Raw genomic sequence first — 14,954 nt, 5'->3', positions numbered from 1 at the left:
CATGGCGGGCATGGCTGTCGGGGGAGGCGGGGGCAGGGTCGCCTGGGCGGGGGCGACCTGCGTCCTGGTCGGTGGGGCGTCGGCATACGCCCTGTGGGGTGCGCACGGTCCGCTCGGGGTGTCCGATCGCAGCGGCCTGGTGTCCATGGCCGTGGCGCTGCCGGCCCTGGTCGTGTCCGTCATCGGGCTGCTGTGGGCACGCCCTGGCGCACACGAGGACGAGACAGCGGCCGTCGCCAGGCTCGTGCGGGAGGTGCGGTCGGTCGGTGAACCCCAGTGGATGCACAGCCTCGGGGGCGAACTGACCCCAATCGACGTGACGTTCGCCTTCCGGCCCTATGTCCACGCGCGGGCCGCCGAGCTTCCGCCCACGCCCGCCGGACAGTTGGAGCGGGTGGTCGAGGACTACCGGGCCGTACGGCCTCGACGGCTGGTGATCACGGGGGAGCCCGGCGCGGGAAAGACCGTGCTCGCGCGGAAGCTCGTGATGGAGCTCAACAAGGCGCGGGGCGCCGGAGAACCGGTCGCCGTGCTGATGGCGCTCGCCGACTGGGACACCCGTGAGGAGCTGACCGACTGGGTCGTACGGCATCTGGAACGAGACTTCGGCATGCCGAGGCGGTCCGCTCGCAAGGTCATGGACGCGCGCGTGGTCCTGCCCGTGCTCGACGGGCTGGACGAGATGGACGCCGCGGACGTCGGGGCGGCGGACTCCCGGGCGCTGGAGGCGCTGGCCCGCTACCAGGACGGCACCGATCCGGCGCCGCTGGTGCTGACCTGTCGTACCCGGCGGTACGACGAGTTGGAGGCCGAGGGCAGCCACATCCTCGACGCGGCGCGGATCGAGATCGATCCCGTGGACTCCGTCCAGGCCGTCCGTTTCCTCGAACTGAGGGGCGCCGCACGGCGGCCGGCGGTGTGGCGGCCGGTGCTCGACGACCTGCTTTCCGCGCCGGACGGCGTGTTGGCGTCAGCGCTGTCGACGCCATGGCGGCTGGCCTTGGCGGCGACCGTCTATGAACGGGAGGGTGACCCGGGAGAGTTGGTGCGGTCCGGATCCGCGGAAGCCATCGCCGAGCTGTTGCTGGGGCGGTTCATCGGGGCGGTGGCGGGGTGGGCGCCGGAGAGGGTGGGGCGGTATCAGGAGCGGACTGTGCACATGCGCTTGCACCGGCTCGCGGTGGGGCTGGAAACGGACGTGGTGCTGCACCGCCTGGGAGACCGGGTGGCAGGAGCGGTGCGGGCGGTGGTGGTCGGAGGACTGGTGACGGCCGGCCTCGCGCCGATGGCCGCGGCGGCTGTGCAACGGTCGGTGCGGCCGGCCGAGTTGTGGGTGTGCTGCGTCGCCGCGGTCGTCAGCGGGTGTGCCCTCGTCCGCGAACTGCGCTCCGCCCCGCTGGGTTCCCAGGGGGACAGTGTCGTGTCGGCCATCGCCCTGCCGCCGCTGGGCGATTCCCTGTGGCGGCTGGCGTTGCGTCGGGGTTGGCGCAGGGTCTGGCGGCTGGTGGCCGTCATCCTTGTGCTGGCGTGTCTGGTCGCCGAAGGGCCGGACGTGGTGAGCACGTTGTTCGGGAGCCAGAGCGCATTCCTGCTGGCGGCGAGCGGCTGGTTCTGCGTCGCCGCGGTGGCCGTGGCAGTGATGGACGACCTCGACAGCACAGCTGTCGGGCCGAGCGGACCCCTCAGGGCGGCGTGGTGTGTCGTTGTCCTTGCCGCCGGTGTGGTTCCCGTCGCGATCACCACCACGAGCAACCTTCGACTGACCGACACGGCCTTCGCCGCGGTGTTGTTGGTGATGCTGCTGCGAGGGATGCGGGAATGGGTCGGCTACCTCGTCCACCGCCTCGCCAACCCCCGCCTCGGCCCCCGCCTCCCCACCTTCCTCGACTGGTGCGTCACCGCGGGCCTGCTCCGCACCTCCGGCATCGCCTACCAGTTCCGCCACCGCGAGTTCCAGGAGTGGCTGGTACGACACCCGCGGCCGGTCCACTGAGCCTCACGCCACAGGACGTATGCGCCCGCGCGTCGCCTCCGCCAACGCCGCCGCCAGCCGGTCCCGTACGGCGACCTGCGTGGCGATCCGCTCCTCCATCACGGCGAGCCGGTCCAGGGCCACCCGCAACGCCTTGCCGGAGGCCGGCCCCTCGGTCACGTCGCCGTCGAGGCACGGCAGGAACACGCGTACGTCGTCCAGGGTGAGGCCCGCGTCCAGGAGGTGCCGGATGTTGCGGACACGCACGGCGACCCCGGCGTCGTAGAGCCGGTAGCCGTTCGCCGCGCGGACGGACGTGATGAGCCCCGCCTGCTCGTAGTGGCGCAGGGCGCGCGGTGTGGTGCCGGTGGCCTGGGCGAGCTCGCCGATCCGTAGGCGGGGCGTCGGGGCTGTCATGCCGGTGAGTCTCATGCGACGACCGCGCCGCCGTCCACCGGAAGGATCACGCCGGTGATGAACGACGCCTGCGGCGAGGCGAGTTGGGTGATGGCCCACGCGACCTCCTCGGGGCGGCCGACCCGGCCCAGCGGAGTGTGCTCCAACTGCCACGCGCGGATCGCGGCACGCTGCTCGGGGGTGTAGCCGGAGTGGTCCGCGATCGGCGTCTCGATCGCGCCGGGGGCGACGGCGGCGACCCGGATGCCGAGCGGGGCCAGTTCGACGGCCCAGCTGCGGGTGAGCACTTCGAGGGCCGCCTTTCCGGCGGCGTAGAGGGAGTTGCCGGGCCAGCCACGCTGGCCGACGGCGGTCGTGACGTTGACGACGACGCCCCGGCTCTCGGTGAGGGCGGGGAGTGCGGCCTGGGTGAGCAGCACGGGCGCGAGGAGGTTCGTCGCGAGCTGGGGCGAGACCGACGCGCGCGTGTACGTGCGCAGGGACTCGGTGTTGACGATCGCTGCGTTGTGGACGAGGACGTCGATACGGCCGTGTCGCGCGAGTGCCGTACGGACGACCGTGTCGGGGCCGTCCTCGGCCGTGATGTCGACGGGGAGCGGGGTGATGAGGGCCTCGTCGTACGCCGCGGTCTCGGCGAGGGGTGCCGGGCGGCGGCCCACGGCGAGGACGTGCGCGCCGCGGGCGGCGAAGGCGTGGGCGGTGGCGCGGCCTATGCCGGTGCCCGCGCCGGTGACGATGACGGTTTCCGGGGCCGTGGTGGTGGTCATGCGGGGATCGTCGAACCCTTACGCTGGTGTCAAGGTCAAGTGGCGGGGCGGCGGGGTGGGGGCGCGGGGCCTGTGACCGGGGTGGGGGTCTTGCGGAGCCTGGCACCGGGGCGTCAGTGGGGTAGGGGGCTTGCGGAGCCTGTCACCGGGGCGGGCGCCTCGCGGAGCCTGTCACCGGGGCGAGGGTCATGCAGAGACCGTCACCAGAGCAGGGGCCGCGCGGAGTCCGTCAGCGGAACAGCGTCGCTGCCAAGGTCCGGAAAACCTCCTCGGGGTCCTTGTCGCCGACCGGCCCGTCCAGGTTGTGGCCGAGGAGCAGCGTGGCGAAGCCGTGGGCGAGGGACCACGCGGCGACGCCGGCGAGGCGGGGGTCGATGCCGCCGGGGTCCACCGTGGACACGGACGTGCGCAGGGCGTCGCCCGCGAGGGCGCGGGCCGTGGTCAGTTCGAGGTCGTCGGCGCGCAGCAGCCCGGGCGTGAACATCACCTGGAAGTGCGCGGGGTGCTCGCGTGCGAAGCGCACGTAGCGCACGCCCGCCTCCTTGAGGTCCGAGGCCTCCCGGAGCGTGGTCGCCAGTAGCCCGAAGCCCTCGGCGGCGATCGACGTCAGCAGGCCCGTGCGGTCCTTGAAGTGGTGTGCGGGGGCCGCGTGCGAGACGCCGGCCCGGCGGGCGAGGTCGCGCAGGCTCAGCGCGGCGGGCCCGTCGGCGGCGATGACGTCGAGCGCGGCGGTGAGGATCGCGCGGCGCAGATCGCCGTGATGGTAGGGCCGGCGCGCGGCCGGCTTGGTGCTGTCGGTGTCCGCAGGTGCCATGGACAGCAGCGTACGCCCAATCTAGGCATTGACAAGTTCGGGCGGTTGAGGCAATCTTGTCAGTGTCAAGTTTTGCGGTGGGCGGCCGAGCGGCTCCCACCGGCTTCGATACGACGGGGAGGCGTGGCATGTCACAGCACGAGGGTGGGACCGGCGTCGTCGGCAGCGTGGAGCCGGCCCGGGCGCGTCAGCTCTGGCACCTGCTGGAGCCGCTGCACGCGGTCCTGTACTACGCGCCGGAGGTCTTCGAGGAGGCGGCGGCGCTCGGCTTCGACACGAAGGAGCGCTGGCCGAGCTACTTCCCCTTCCGCGCGGCGCCGTTGGGGGCGGTGGACGCCGGGCGAGTGGCGTCCGCCTTCTACAGCTTCAGCCCGCGCATGGTCGCCGAGCATGTCGACGCCGCGTGGGGCATCGCGCCTCCGGAGGCGGTCCTTGCGGCGCGACTGCGGGGGATCGACCGGGCGTACCGCGCGATATTCGGCGACCGCGTCGACAGCCCCGAACTGGCGGAGGCCGCCGCCCTCGCCCGGCGCGCGGCGGAGGCGGCGAACACCGCGGGCCGCCCGCTTGCCGCGGCCAACGGCGCGCTGGAGTGGCCCGATGCCCCGCACCTTCAGTTGTGGCAGGCGGCGACGATCCTGCGCGAGCACCGCGGCGACGGCCACCTCGCCGCCCTGCTGGTCGCCGGTCTCGACCCGACCGAGTCGCTCGTCTCCTTCGCGGCGATAGGCGCCGCGTCCGTCGAGCGCTTCGAGAGCCGCGGCTGGAGCGAGGCGGAATGGGCGGCCGCCCGCGAACGCCTGGCCGCGCGCGGCCTGGTCGACGCCGACGGCACGGCCACGGAGGCGGGGCGCGCCCTGCGCCGCCGCGTCGAGGAGCACACCGACCAACTCGCCGTCGCCCCTTGGCAGTCCCTCGCGCCGACCGAGATCGACCGGCTCGTCGAACTGCTCGGTGACTATTGGGTGGCGGTGCTGTCCTCGGGTCTGCTGCCATCGGAGTCGACGCTGGGGATCGGGAAGGTGTGAGGTCCCGGGAGAGGGAGTCCCAGAAGATGAGGTCCCAGGGGGTGAAGGAGGGCGCGGCGAGCGATCTGTCGTGGGACACCGTCAAAGAGTTCTTCGACCCGGAGGAGATGGGCTCGTTGCCCGACCTGCGGGTGCCGGACGCCTCGGCGGGGGACTGGCAGTCACTGCTCGACCTCGTCGTGGAACGCGGCTGGAGCCATGAGTACGTGGAGGGCGAAACCGAACTCCCCTTGCCTCGGGCGGCGGCCGTGCTGGCCCGGCCGGCCGACGCGGAGTGCCCCCAACTGCGGGTCTGGCCGGCCGACGGAATCCTGGCGATCTTCCGCTTCCTCGGGGACGAGGAGATCGACTTCGACGTCGACCTGCGGGAGTTGCAGGGACAGGAGCGCCTCGACCTGTTCTGCGGGTTCCTGCGGGCGCTCGGCAGACGGCTCGGCAAGCCCGTGTTCATGGACCCGGAGGGTTCCTACGGCGATCCGATCCTGGCGTACGACGCCGGGACCGACCGCGTGGTGCTGCTGATGGAGCCTTAGACGGCACGCCGGCCAGGCGCTTCCCGGGCGCGGGACGGACGGGGCGCGGGACGGCCGAAGCCGCCCGCGGGAGAGCTGGTCCCCGCGGACGGCCTCCACGGTTCGTGTTCCTCCGTGGGCCTCCGGCCTTACGGCTGCTCGGGCCTGTCTCGGTCCATGCCCATCGCGCCTTCGATCTTCTGCTGCGCGTCGTCGACTTGGCCCTCGTACTTGTTGCCCGTCTTCTCGTTGGCCTTTCTCTCCGCCATGTCGGACATGTCCTTGGCCTTGTCCTGCATCTGGCGGTTGCTCTTGAACCTGTCGAAGATGCCCATCCAGAGCTCCTTCCGGAGGTGACTCGATTCGACGATACGCCCGAGATGCGAGAGATGCCCCTTGAGGCCCCATATGGTCTGGACCTCTCGCCCGCTACGGTGAGTGCGGGCAGCACCTGCCAGTGCAGGGCGGAGACGAACAGAACAAGGGGAGGGACGCACCGTGACGCGTCTGAGGGGTGGGGCGGCGGTCGCCGCCGCGATGCTCGGGATGGTCGTACTGCTCACCGGATGCGAGGGCGTCGACCTGCCCGCGGACGACGAGCCCTCGGGCTCCGTCCCGGCCGTCGGCTCCGGCCGTGCCGTGAGCCCGCTGGACAACCCGGACGGCACCAAACCGGGCCTCGCGGCCATCACCTCCGACGCCGACAAGGCGAAGGCCCGGGACCTCATAGCGAAGGTGGCGACCAAGGGCCGCGGCCCCAAGACCGGCTACGACCGCGACAAGTTCGGCTACGCCTGGATGGACTCCGCTCCCGGGGGCATCCCCTTCTCGCACAACGGCTGCGACACCCGCAACGACCTCCTCAAGCGCGACGGCGACGACGTCCGCTTCCGCTCCGGCTCGGACTGCGTCGTCACCTCCATGACCCTGGCCGACCCCTACACCGGCAAGGAGATCGACTGGGTCAAGGCCCGTGCCACGACGGTGCAGATCGACCACGTCATGCCGTTGTCGTACGACTGGCAGATGGGCGCGGCGCGGTGGACGAAGGCCAAGCGCGAGGACATAGCCAACGACCCGCTCAACCTGATCCCGGTCGACGGCCCCAGCAACAGCTCCAAGAGCGACTCGGGACCGGCTTCCTGGCTACCGCCGAGCAAGGCCATCCGCTGCTCGTACGTCGTGCGCTTCGCCCAGGTCTCCCTGAAGTACGAACTGCCCGTGACGAAGGCGGACAAGGAGATGATGCTGCGGCAGTGCGGCGGCTGACCGCGCCGTGCGGCCAGCGGCCGACTGCCGGCCGACGGCGCTGTCGAGGGTCCGGAAAACCGGTTCCGGTCTCCCCCGCCGCCCGCCTACGGTGGCCGCATGGAGCTGAAGGTGTCGAGTCTCGCCGAGCGTCCCGACGACCTCGAGCGGGTGGTCGGGATGGCCGACAGCTGGCCGGAGTTCGTCACCCGGGACCTGGTGGGTGACTACCACTACGGCCGGATCGCCCGGGAGTTCCCGGCGTATGTGCTGTTCGCCGAGGACGAGCGGGGCGAGGTCGTCGCCACCGGGTTCAGTGTGCCCTTCGCCCTCGACGGCGAGGGGCGGGGCGAACTGCCCGCCCGGGGCTGGGACGAAGTCCTCCTGTGGGCCTTCGCCGACCTGCGCCGCGGGACACGGCCCGACACCGTCAGCGCGATCGCCATCAACGTCCGGCCCGACCTCCAGGGCAAGGGCCTGTCCGGCCGCATGCTCTCGGCGATGCGGGACAACGCCCGCGCCCACGGCTTCGGCGAGGTCGTCGCCCCGGTCCGCCCCAGCGCCAAGCACCTCGAACCGCACACCCCCATCGAGGAGTACGCCCGCCGCGTACGCCTCGACGGACTCCCGCACGACCCGTGGCTGCGCGTGCACGCCAGAGCCGGCGCCACCCTCGAGGCGGTGGCACCGGCGTCCATGACAGTCGTCGGCTCACTGGAGCAGTGGCGCCGCTGGACCGGGCTGCCCTTCGACACCCGGGGCGACATCGAGGTGCCCGGGGCGCTGGTGCCGGTGCGCTGCGAGCCGGAGCGGGGGTACGCGGTGTACGTCGAGCCCAATGTGTGGATGCGGCACCCGCTCTAGGGGTCCCGGGGCTCAGCCGCCCAGCGCGTCCAGGTCCAGGATCTCGCCGCTGGGCTTCTGCGCCGGGACCTTCTTGTCGTAGTCGCTGAAGGTGAGGCTGCCCGGGTCCTTCGCGGAGACGCTGTCCACGCGCAGCAGGTACGGCTTGCCCTCGGTGGCGACGTACAGCGTGTAACGCTCCTTGCCGTCCCGCTCGTTCAGCACGATCGCGGGCGTGCCGTCCACGGTGGTCGTCTTGCCGCGCGAGGCGTCCGTCTCGGCGTCGTCGGCGTCGCCGAGCACCGTGTCGAGGTCGCAGAAGCTCGCGATGTCCTTGGCGTCCTTGCCCTTGGCGGACATCTTGGTCCACTTCCCGGCGAGCAGCGCCACGGCCGCGTCCACGTCCGACTTCTTCTCGCCCTTGCTCTGCTCGCGCAGGAACTTCTCGTCGTACTTCATGTAGACGGTGTCACCGACCTTGATCAGGTCGGCCTTGCCCTGGCCGCCCATACTCATCGTGCCGGCGCACTCGCCCTGCCGGTTCAGGGCCATGTCGATCGTGATGGTGCTGCCCGACTCGTCGTCGGGGACGTCCCCCTTCATCCGCAGCGACGAGGCACCGGTCGTGGCCTCGACGGCCTTGTCGGCGATCTCGGCGCCGGTGAGTCCGGCGAAGGGCTCCTTGGCCTCGCTCTTGCTCGGCGCGGGCGAACTCGCCGCGCCGGAGCCGGTCTTGTCCGACGTGCTGTCGGCCTTGTCCTGCCCGGACTGGCAGCCGGTGAGAGAGAGCGTGGCCGCGGCGGCGAGGCAGAGAGTGGCAAGTGCGGTGTGACGCATGGGAATTCCCCGATGGTGAGGCGGTGGGATGAGCGGGTACGGCGAGACGTGTCGCCGGTTCGTCAGCGGAGCCGGGTGGATCTCGCCGTACGAGGGCCGGTGTCAGCCGGTCTTCTTCCAGTCCGTGCAGCCGGACGTCTTGAAGTAGGTGTCCTTGGCGCTGATCGTGACGACGGCGCTGCCGGAGACGTTGTCGTTGGCGATGATCGAGTCGAGGCCGTGCTCGGCGTCCTTGGTGCGCTCCCAGTAGCACATGTCGTCCTCGTTGCCGGTGGACTTGTACGTGCCGGGCGCGATGTCCGCGCCGACTCTGAACATGCCACCGTCGCCGGCCATCTTGGAAGCGGGCGAACCCTTCGCGGCGGTGTCGACGGCCTCCCAGTCGTTGCAGTCGCTCGACTTGAAGATCTTGTCGGTGGCCTTGATGGTGACGTAACTGGTGCCGGTGACATTGTCGTTGGCGAGCAGCGAGTCCATCTCGCCCGAGGCGTCCTTGGCGCGCTCCCAGTAGCACATGCCGTCCTCGTTGCCGGAGGTGCGGTAGGTGCCGGGCTTGACGTCCGAGCCGACCTGGAACTGGCCGTCCCCCTCGAACGCGACCTTCTTCTCCTCGGCGGCATCGGCGGCGTCGGCGGCATCGGCGGACCCCTTCTCCTTGCCGTCCCCCGGCTTCGCCTGAGCGGACGACGAAGAGCCCTTGCCGCTGCTCTGGGAACCCCCGTCGGAGTCGTCACCGGAGTTCGCCGACACGGCGCCGATGACGACGATCCCCACGACGGCCCCCAGCGCGATCTTGCCCTTCATGCCCATGACTGTGTCCCCTCCCGACACGGTGACAGCCGCTGCTCGGCTGTCGCTCGTCCGCTGGGTCAATAAGAACAGAGGCTGTGAACCGAGTCAACACGGTTCACGCAATGTCTCGCGTACACGGCCGTGAATGGGTAGATCTTGCATGCGCCGCTATGCTCGGCGTCACACGCGCAGCGGACGTGTACGGGGATGTGCACAGGACATGCGGGCAGGGACGACGAGGGAGCGGGCCGGTGCAGGACAACGCCACAGAGGTGACCGCCGCCGGGATCGCCCGGCTCGCCGGGGTCGGCCGCGCCGCCGTCAGCAACTGGCGCCGCCGCCACGCCGACTTTCCCAAGCCGGTCGGCGGCACCGAGACCAGCCCGTCCTTCGCCCTCGCCGAGGTCGAGGCCTGGCTGCGCAAGCAGGGGAAACTCGCCGAGGTCCCCTTGCGGGAACGCGTCTGGCAGCAGCTCGTCGGCCACCCCGAGGGCCCGGTCGCCGCGCTCACCCACGCCGGGTGCGTGCTGCTGCTCATCCATGACCGGCCCACCGTCTGGCTGGAGGTGAGCGCCGGCTCCGACGAGCGGCTCGCGGCGATGCTCCCCGGCGCGCTGGAGGAGGTGCTGACGCCGCGCTTCGGCCCGGTGGCGGCTGTGAACTCACGGCGCGCTGTGAACTCGCCGCGCCCCGGCACCGCATCCCGCGCTGTGAACGCCGCTCACGCGGGCACCGACGGTGTGAACACCCCGGCGGCCGGCGCTTCAGGCACCCACGCCGACCGTGTGAACACCCCCGCCACCGACGCCGCTGTGAACACCCGCCCCGCCGTTCACCTCCCCACCGGCCCCGATCTCCTGCCCTCCACCCCCCTCCTGCGCGGCACCGCCGAACTCGCCGCCGAGCTCGGCGCCCGGCAGACCTTCGAGTTCCTGCTCGGCCGGCACCTCGACGCCAACCCGCGCCAGTACACGCTCACCCCCGCCGACCTCGCCGGCCTCATGGCCGACCTGGCCGGCCCCGCCCGCACGGTCCTCGACCCCGCCTGCGGCACCGGCGCTCTCCTGCGCGCCGTCACCACCCGGCCCGACCAGGAGCTCTACGCCCAGGACAGCGCCCCCGAACTCGCCGCCCTCACCGCGCTCCGGCTCGCCCTGCACACCCGGGCCGCCGTCCGCGCCGCCACCGGCGACACCCTGCGCGCCGACGCCTACCCCCAGCTGCACGCCGACGCCGTCCTGTGCCACCCGCCCTTCAACGAGCGCAACTGGGGCCACGACGAACTCGCCTACGACCCCCGCTGGGAGTACGGCTTCCCGGCCCGCACCGAGTCGGAGCTGGCCTGGGTCCAGCACGCGCTCGCCCGCCTCAAGGACGGCGGCACCGCCGTCCTCCTCATGCCGCCCGCCGCCGCCTCCCGCCGCTCCGGCCGCCGCATCCGCGCCGACCTGCTGCGCCGTGGCGCGCTGCGAGCCGTCGTCGCCCTGCCGGTCGGCGCGGCGCCGCCGTACAACATCCCGCTGCACCTGTGGGTGCTGCGCCGGCCCGAGAAGGCGCCGACGCAGCCCGAGGTGCTGCTCGCCGACACCGGGCAGTTCGCCGCCGACGGGCGCGGCGGCCCCGACTGGCGGGACGTCGGGGAGGTGGTGCTCGACGCCTGGCGCGCCTTCGACCGCGCGGGCACCCTCGACGAACGGCCCGGCCTCGCCCGCTCGCTGCCGGTGATCGACCTCCTCGACGACGACGTGGACCTCGCCCCGGCCCGCCACCTCCCGCCGCCGACCGCGGCCGAGGGCGCCGGCGCACTCACCGCCGTACGCGAAAACCTCGGCGCGACGCTGCGCCTGACCGCGGACCTCACCCCGCCGCCCGCCGAGGCCGCACACCCCGTGCCGCGCTGGCCGCTCACCACCATCGGCGAACTCGCGCGTGGGGGCGCCCTGGTGCTGCGCACCGGCGGAAACGGCGGCCACGCGCGCGTGCCTGTCCTCACCGACCACGACGTCCTCGCCGGAACGGCACCCTCCGGCTCGCTCCCGGAGAGCGACGAGGAAGCCGTGCTGGTGGAGCCCGGCGACGTCGTCGTGCCGGTGCTCGGCGGCGGTTCGATGGCGCGCGTGATCGACGACGCGACGGGGGGCGCCGCCCTGGGGCGCAACCTCGTGCTCCTGCGCCCCGAGCGCACGGCGCTCGACCCGTGGTTCCTCGCCGGCTTCCTGCGCGGCACCGCCAACAACCGCCAGGCCAGCAGCTACGCCTCCACCGCCACCCGCCTCGACGTGCGCCGCCTCCAACTGCCCCGGCTCCCGCTCGACGAACAACGGCGCTACGGCGCGCGCTTCCGCGCACTCGACGAGTTCGAGCGGGCGCTCAGGCGCGCGGGCCGGCTCGGGGAGCAGCTCGTGCGCGGGATGTACGACGGCCTCACGGACGGCACGGTCGCCCCCGACTGACCCTCCGGCGCGCCCGCGCGGCGCACGCCCCGCGCGGAAGCCGCCACTCCGCCGACCTGCGCGGGCGCGAGAAGTGATCAGTGCGACAACGGTTCGGTACAACCCGGGACCGCTGGTCCGTGTCGGCCTATACGCTCGCCTGTACGCGCGAATACGCGCGAAGCGACAATCGCAGGAACGGGGTTGCCGGGCGACGGCCGCCCTCGTACGCCCACCCGAGGCACCAGGAGCTGTCATGCATGGCCACGGCTACCCGCAGCCGGTGAAGCAGCCGCCCCACCCGGCATGGCTGGTCGTCCTGCGTGTGCTGTTCGTGGTGCTCGGGATCTTCACCATCGGCCTGTTCTCCTGGGCGATGCTGCTGCGCCTGGCGCTCGTGACCCGCAGGGCGCTCGACTGGGGCCTGTTCGTCGCCTCGCTCCTCGCGGTCACCCTCGGGCTCGTGCTGATCGGCGTCGAACCGGGCGACGAGATCCACACCGCGGGCGGCTGGACCGGCATGGCCCTGCTGTTCGGCACGCTGGTGGCGACGATCGCGTACTACCTCTCCGCGGACGTACGCCACTTCCACCAGCTCCGCTACGCCGGGTACGCCCCACAGCCCGCCCCGGCACCGGCGCCCGCACCCGCGTACGGCTATCCGCAGCCGCACCTCCAGCCGCCCCTCCCGCAGTCGCCGTACACCGCCACGACCGTGCCCCAGGCACCGTCCCCGGCCCCGCAGCCGCATCTCCAAAGCCCCATGCCGCAACCCCCCGCGCCCCACACGCCCCCACCCGCGCCCCAACGCCCCGCGCCCGCCCGCATCGACCAGGTGCGCGCCGAGCTCGACGAGCTCAGTGACTACCTGCGCCGGCAGGACGGGCAGCCCGGCGGAAACCACGAGGGCGGCAGGTGACCGTGGCGACAGGGCGTGTCGTCGCAGGCCGCTATGAACTGTCCACGCTCATCGGACAGGGCGGCATGGGACAGGTCTGGACGGCGTACGACCGACGGCTCGACCGGCGTGTGGCGGTGAAGCTGCTGCGCCCCGACAAGGTCGCCGGGCAGGAGGCGGACGAACTGCGCCGCCGGTTCGTGCGTGAGTGCCGGGTGACCGCGCAGGTCGACCACCCCGGGCTCGTCACCGTGCACGACGCGGGCAGCGAGGGCGAGGAGCTGTTCCTCGTCATGCAGTACGTCGACGGCGCGGACCTCTCCGACCACCTCGCCGAGCACGACCCGTACCCCTGGCAGTGGGCCGTCGCGGTCGCCGCGCAACTGTGCGCCGTGCTGAGCGCCGTGCACGCCGTGCCGATCGTCCACCGCGACCTCAAGCCCCGCAACGTGATGGTGAAGCAGGACGGCACGGTCACCGTCCTCGACCTCGGCGTCGCCTCCGTCATGGACGCCGACACCACCCGCCTCACCCACACCGGCACCCCCATCGGCTCGCCCGCCTACATGGCGCCCGAGCAGGCCATGGGCGGCGCCGTCGGCCCGTACACCGACCTCTACGCACTCGGCGTACTGCTCCACGAACTCCTCAGCGGCGACGTCCCGTTCTCCGGCTCGACGGCGCTCGGCGTCCTGCACCGCCACCTCTACGAGCCCCCGCTCCCGGTGCGCCGCCTGCGCCCCGAGGTGCCGGAGGCGCTCGAGGCGCTCGTCCTGCGCCTGCTCGCCAAGGACCCGCAGCACCGCCCCGCCAGCGCGCAGGAGGTCTACGAGCACCTGGCAGTGCTCCTGCCCGCGCGCGGGATGCCCACAGGGGCGCCCCTCGACCCCACGCGCCCCTTCCTGCGCCCGCACGCCCCCTGGCCGGACCGCGCCCGCACACCCGCGCCCCAGCCGGCGCCCGCCATGCCGCTCACGCCCCCCGCCGAGAAACCCGACGTCGCGCGCGCCGTCGACGAGGTCAAGCGCCTCCTCGGCGAGGGCCGCATCACCCAGGCCGTCGACATCCTCGGCGCGATCCTGCCCGCGGCGGCGGAACAGCACGGCGAGCACTCACCGGTGGTCCGCACCCTGCGCAAGCAGTACGCCGCCACGCTCATGGACGACGGCCAGTACCGGCGCGCGCTGCCCGAACTGCGCCGCCTCGCGGACGAACGCGCCGCCGAGGCCGGCCACGCCGACCCCCAGTCACTCCGCTTCCGCCACGACGCCGCCCAGTGCCTCGAACAACTCGGCGAACCGGCGGCCGCGCTGGCCGAGTACCGCGCGCTGCTCCCGTTCTACGAGAACCAGTACGTGGCGGGCGACCCCGACATGGCCCACGACATCCGCCGCCGCATCGGCCACCTCCTCCTCGCCCTCGGCGACCGCCCCGCCGCCCACGACACCCTGGCCCGCCTCGCCCACGACGTGGAACACCTCCACGGCCCCGGCCACCCCCTCGTGACGGAGATACGGCGGACGCTGGAGTGGCTGGGACAGGTACGCGGCTAGGTCCCGCGAGGGCCGCGTCCGGAAGCCGGCGTCACCCCTGAGGCGTGCCGGTGCCCCAAGTCCCGGTGAATCGTTGGTCGAATGGGTTGGCCAGAGCTTGCCCACTGCCTACCATCGATCACCGCAAGACTTTGTGCACCGTCGCACAAGCTCCCCGGGAGGCTTCCTTGCACCGCCGTCGTCGCACCGCGCTCCTCCTCTCCGCCGCGATCGCCGCGGCACCCCTTCTCACCGCCTGCGGCAGCGACGCGCACCCCGGCGCGGCAGCCGTCGTCGGCGGCCAGCGGATCACCGTCGCGCAACTGGAGACCAGGGTGAACGAGGTCCGCGACGCCCAGCGCGCCGCGGTGACGGACGACGCGCAGTACGCGCAGGCCATCGCCAAGACCGGCACCCTCACCCGCGACACCCTGCACGGCATGGTCCTCGACCGCGTCCTGCACCGGGCCGCCGAGGACGCCGGCATCACCGTCACCCGCAAGGAGATCCAGACCATGCGGGCCGGCCTGGAACAGCAGGCCGGCGGCGCCAAGGGCCTGGAGACGGCCTGGCTCCAGCAGTACGGCATCGCCCCCGAGCGCCTCGACGACAACCTCCGCCTCCAGCTGGAGGCCCAGAAACTCGCCGCGGCCCTCGGCACCGACACCAGCCAGCCGGCCTTCTGGGCGGCCCTGTCCAAGGCCTCCAAGGAACTCGGCGTCGACCTCAACCCCCGCTACGGCACCTGGGACGTCGACAAGAGCAGCCGCGTCGACGCCAAGACCCCCTGGGTACGCGAGGTCACGGCATCGGGGACCCGGCAGACCGCCTGACCCGGGACACACAGCGCGGCGGAACGGTA

15 protein-coding genes are annotated in these 14,954 nt (G+C 72.5%); 9 read left to right on the top strand and 6 right to left on the bottom strand.

Annotated features, from left to right (window positions below; all coding sequences use genetic code 11):
- Positions 1–10: 10 nt before the first annotated feature.
- Positions 11–1,993: an NACHT domain-containing protein gene (locus CRP56_RS17520; RefSeq protein ID WP_179851046.1), complete on the top strand. Its 1,983-nt coding sequence runs from the start codon at positions 11–13 to the stop codon at positions 1,991–1,993.
- A 3-nt stretch (positions 1,994–1,996) separates the two neighbouring features.
- Here CRP56_RS17520 and CRP56_RS17515 read toward each other — a convergent pair whose 3' ends face one another.
- The 3 genes from CRP56_RS17515 to CRP56_RS17505 all read right to left on the bottom strand — a co-directional run bounded on the left by CRP56_RS17515 (position 1,997) and on the right by CRP56_RS17505 (position 3,970).
- Complete coding sequence (locus tag CRP56_RS17515; protein ID WP_097265104.1) at positions 1,997–2,389, bottom strand: MerR family transcriptional regulator; 393 nt, start codon at positions 2,387–2,389, stop codon at positions 1,997–1,999.
- Positions 2,390–2,400: 11 nt separating this feature from the next.
- Positions 2,401–3,156, bottom strand: a complete 756-nt coding sequence (locus CRP56_RS17510) for an SDR family NAD(P)-dependent oxidoreductase (RefSeq protein WP_097265101.1) — start codon at positions 3,154–3,156, stop codon at positions 2,401–2,403.
- Between the two features lie 229 nt (positions 3,157–3,385).
- Positions 3,386–3,970, bottom strand: a complete 585-nt coding sequence (locus CRP56_RS17505; protein ID WP_097265099.1) for a TetR/AcrR family transcriptional regulator — start codon at positions 3,968–3,970, stop codon at positions 3,386–3,388.
- 128 nt (positions 3,971–4,098) lie between these two features.
- Here CRP56_RS17505 and CRP56_RS17500 point away from each other — a divergent pair, with 128 nt between their 5' ends.
- A complete protein-coding gene (locus CRP56_RS17500) occupies positions 4,099–4,998 on the top strand; it encodes an SCO6745 family protein (RefSeq protein WP_097265097.1) in 900 nt (299 codons plus the stop codon).
- Positions 4,999–5,024: 26 nt separating this feature from the next.
- Positions 5,025–5,531: a hypothetical protein gene (locus CRP56_RS17495; protein WP_097265095.1), complete on the top strand. Its 507-nt coding sequence runs from the start codon at positions 5,025–5,027 to the stop codon at positions 5,529–5,531.
- Positions 5,532–5,659: 128 nt separating this feature from the next.
- Here the strand turns inward: CRP56_RS17495 and CRP56_RS17490 are convergent, their stop codons facing one another.
- Complete coding sequence (locus CRP56_RS17490; RefSeq protein WP_097265093.1) at positions 5,660–5,845, bottom strand: antitoxin; 186 nt, start codon at positions 5,843–5,845, stop codon at positions 5,660–5,662.
- Between the two features lie 202 nt (positions 5,846–6,047).
- Between CRP56_RS17490 and CRP56_RS17485 the strand changes: the two genes are divergently transcribed.
- Both CRP56_RS17485 and CRP56_RS17480 read left to right on the top strand, forming a co-directional pair.
- Complete coding sequence (locus CRP56_RS17485; protein ID WP_097274166.1) at positions 6,048–6,779, top strand: HNH endonuclease family protein; 732 nt, start codon at positions 6,048–6,050, stop codon at positions 6,777–6,779.
- 99 nt (positions 6,780–6,878) lie between these two features.
- On the top strand, positions 6,879–7,622 hold the full coding sequence (locus CRP56_RS17480) for an N-acetyltransferase (RefSeq protein ID WP_097265091.1): 744 nt from the start codon (positions 6,879–6,881) through the stop codon (positions 7,620–7,622).
- A gap of 12 nt (positions 7,623–7,634) precedes the next feature.
- Here the strand turns inward: CRP56_RS17480 and CRP56_RS17475 are convergent, their stop codons facing one another.
- Together CRP56_RS17475 and CRP56_RS17470 are read right to left on the bottom strand one after the other, a co-directional pair.
- Positions 7,635–8,438: a hypothetical protein gene (locus CRP56_RS17475; RefSeq protein WP_097265089.1), complete on the bottom strand. Its 804-nt coding sequence runs from the start codon at positions 8,436–8,438 to the stop codon at positions 7,635–7,637.
- A gap of 102 nt (positions 8,439–8,540) precedes the next feature.
- Positions 8,541–9,248, bottom strand: a complete 708-nt coding sequence (locus tag CRP56_RS17470) for a hypothetical protein (RefSeq protein ID WP_097265087.1) — start codon at positions 9,246–9,248, stop codon at positions 8,541–8,543.
- Between the two features lie 233 nt (positions 9,249–9,481).
- Between CRP56_RS17470 and CRP56_RS17465 the strand changes: the two genes are divergently transcribed.
- From CRP56_RS17465 to CRP56_RS17450, 4 genes are all read left to right on the top strand, one after another.
- Entirely contained in the window at positions 9,482–11,683 is a 2,202-nt protein-coding gene (locus CRP56_RS17465) for an N-6 DNA methylase (protein ID WP_097265085.1), read from the top strand.
- 235 nt (positions 11,684–11,918) lie between these two features.
- Positions 11,919–12,581, top strand: coding sequence for a hypothetical protein (locus CRP56_RS17460; protein WP_097265083.1), 663 nt, complete (start codon positions 11,919–11,921; stop codon positions 12,579–12,581).
- A gap of 38 nt (positions 12,582–12,619) precedes the next feature.
- A complete protein-coding gene (locus CRP56_RS17455; protein ID WP_306459467.1) occupies positions 12,620–14,113 on the top strand; it encodes a serine/threonine-protein kinase in 1,494 nt (497 codons plus the stop codon).
- 167 nt (positions 14,114–14,280) lie between these two features.
- Complete coding sequence (locus CRP56_RS17450; protein ID WP_097265079.1) at positions 14,281–14,925, top strand: SurA N-terminal domain-containing protein; 645 nt, start codon at positions 14,281–14,283, stop codon at positions 14,923–14,925.
- The last annotated feature ends 29 nt before the right edge of the window (positions 14,926–14,954 follow it).

Origin of the sequence: Streptomyces sp. TLI_55 (assembly GCF_900206255.1) — a bacterium.
Classification (GTDB): domain Bacteria; phylum Actinomycetota; class Actinomycetes; order Streptomycetales; family Streptomycetaceae; genus Streptomyces; species Streptomyces aquilus.
The sequence above is the reverse complement of the archived record's forward strand: the minus strand, read 5'-3'. Positions and strand labels throughout refer to the sequence as shown.

Bases quoted from the DNA above. Each gene is read 5' to 3' on its own strand.
- CRP56_RS17520 (WP_179851046.1), top strand. From the start codon at position 11: ATGGCTGTCGGGGGAGGCGGGGGCAGGGTCGCCTGGGCGGGGGCGACC.
- CRP56_RS17515 (WP_097265104.1), bottom strand. From the start codon at position 2,389: ATGACAGCCCCGACGCCCCGCCTACGGATCGGCGAGCTCGCCCAGGCC.
- CRP56_RS17510 (WP_097265101.1), bottom strand. From the start codon at position 3,156: ATGACCACCACCACGGCCCCGGAAACCGTCATCGTCACCGGCGCGGGC.
- CRP56_RS17505 (WP_097265099.1), bottom strand. From the start codon at position 3,970: ATGGCACCTGCGGACACCGACAGCACCAAGCCGGCCGCGCGCCGGCCC.
- CRP56_RS17500 (WP_097265097.1), top strand. From the start codon at position 4,099: ATGTCACAGCACGAGGGTGGGACCGGCGTCGTCGGCAGCGTGGAGCCG.
- CRP56_RS17495 (WP_097265095.1), top strand. From the start codon at position 5,025: ATGAGGTCCCAGGGGGTGAAGGAGGGCGCGGCGAGCGATCTGTCGTGG.
- CRP56_RS17490 (WP_097265093.1), bottom strand. From the start codon at position 5,845: ATGGGCATCTTCGACAGGTTCAAGAGCAACCGCCAGATGCAGGACAAG.
- CRP56_RS17485 (WP_097274166.1), top strand. From the start codon at position 6,048: ATGCTCGGGATGGTCGTACTGCTCACCGGATGCGAGGGCGTCGACCTG.
- CRP56_RS17480 (WP_097265091.1), top strand. From the start codon at position 6,879: ATGGAGCTGAAGGTGTCGAGTCTCGCCGAGCGTCCCGACGACCTCGAG.
- CRP56_RS17475 (WP_097265089.1), bottom strand. From the start codon at position 8,438: ATGCGTCACACCGCACTTGCCACTCTCTGCCTCGCCGCCGCGGCCACG.
- CRP56_RS17470 (WP_097265087.1), bottom strand. From the start codon at position 9,248: ATGGGCATGAAGGGCAAGATCGCGCTGGGGGCCGTCGTGGGGATCGTC.
- CRP56_RS17460 (WP_097265083.1), top strand. From the start codon at position 11,919: ATGCATGGCCACGGCTACCCGCAGCCGGTGAAGCAGCCGCCCCACCCG.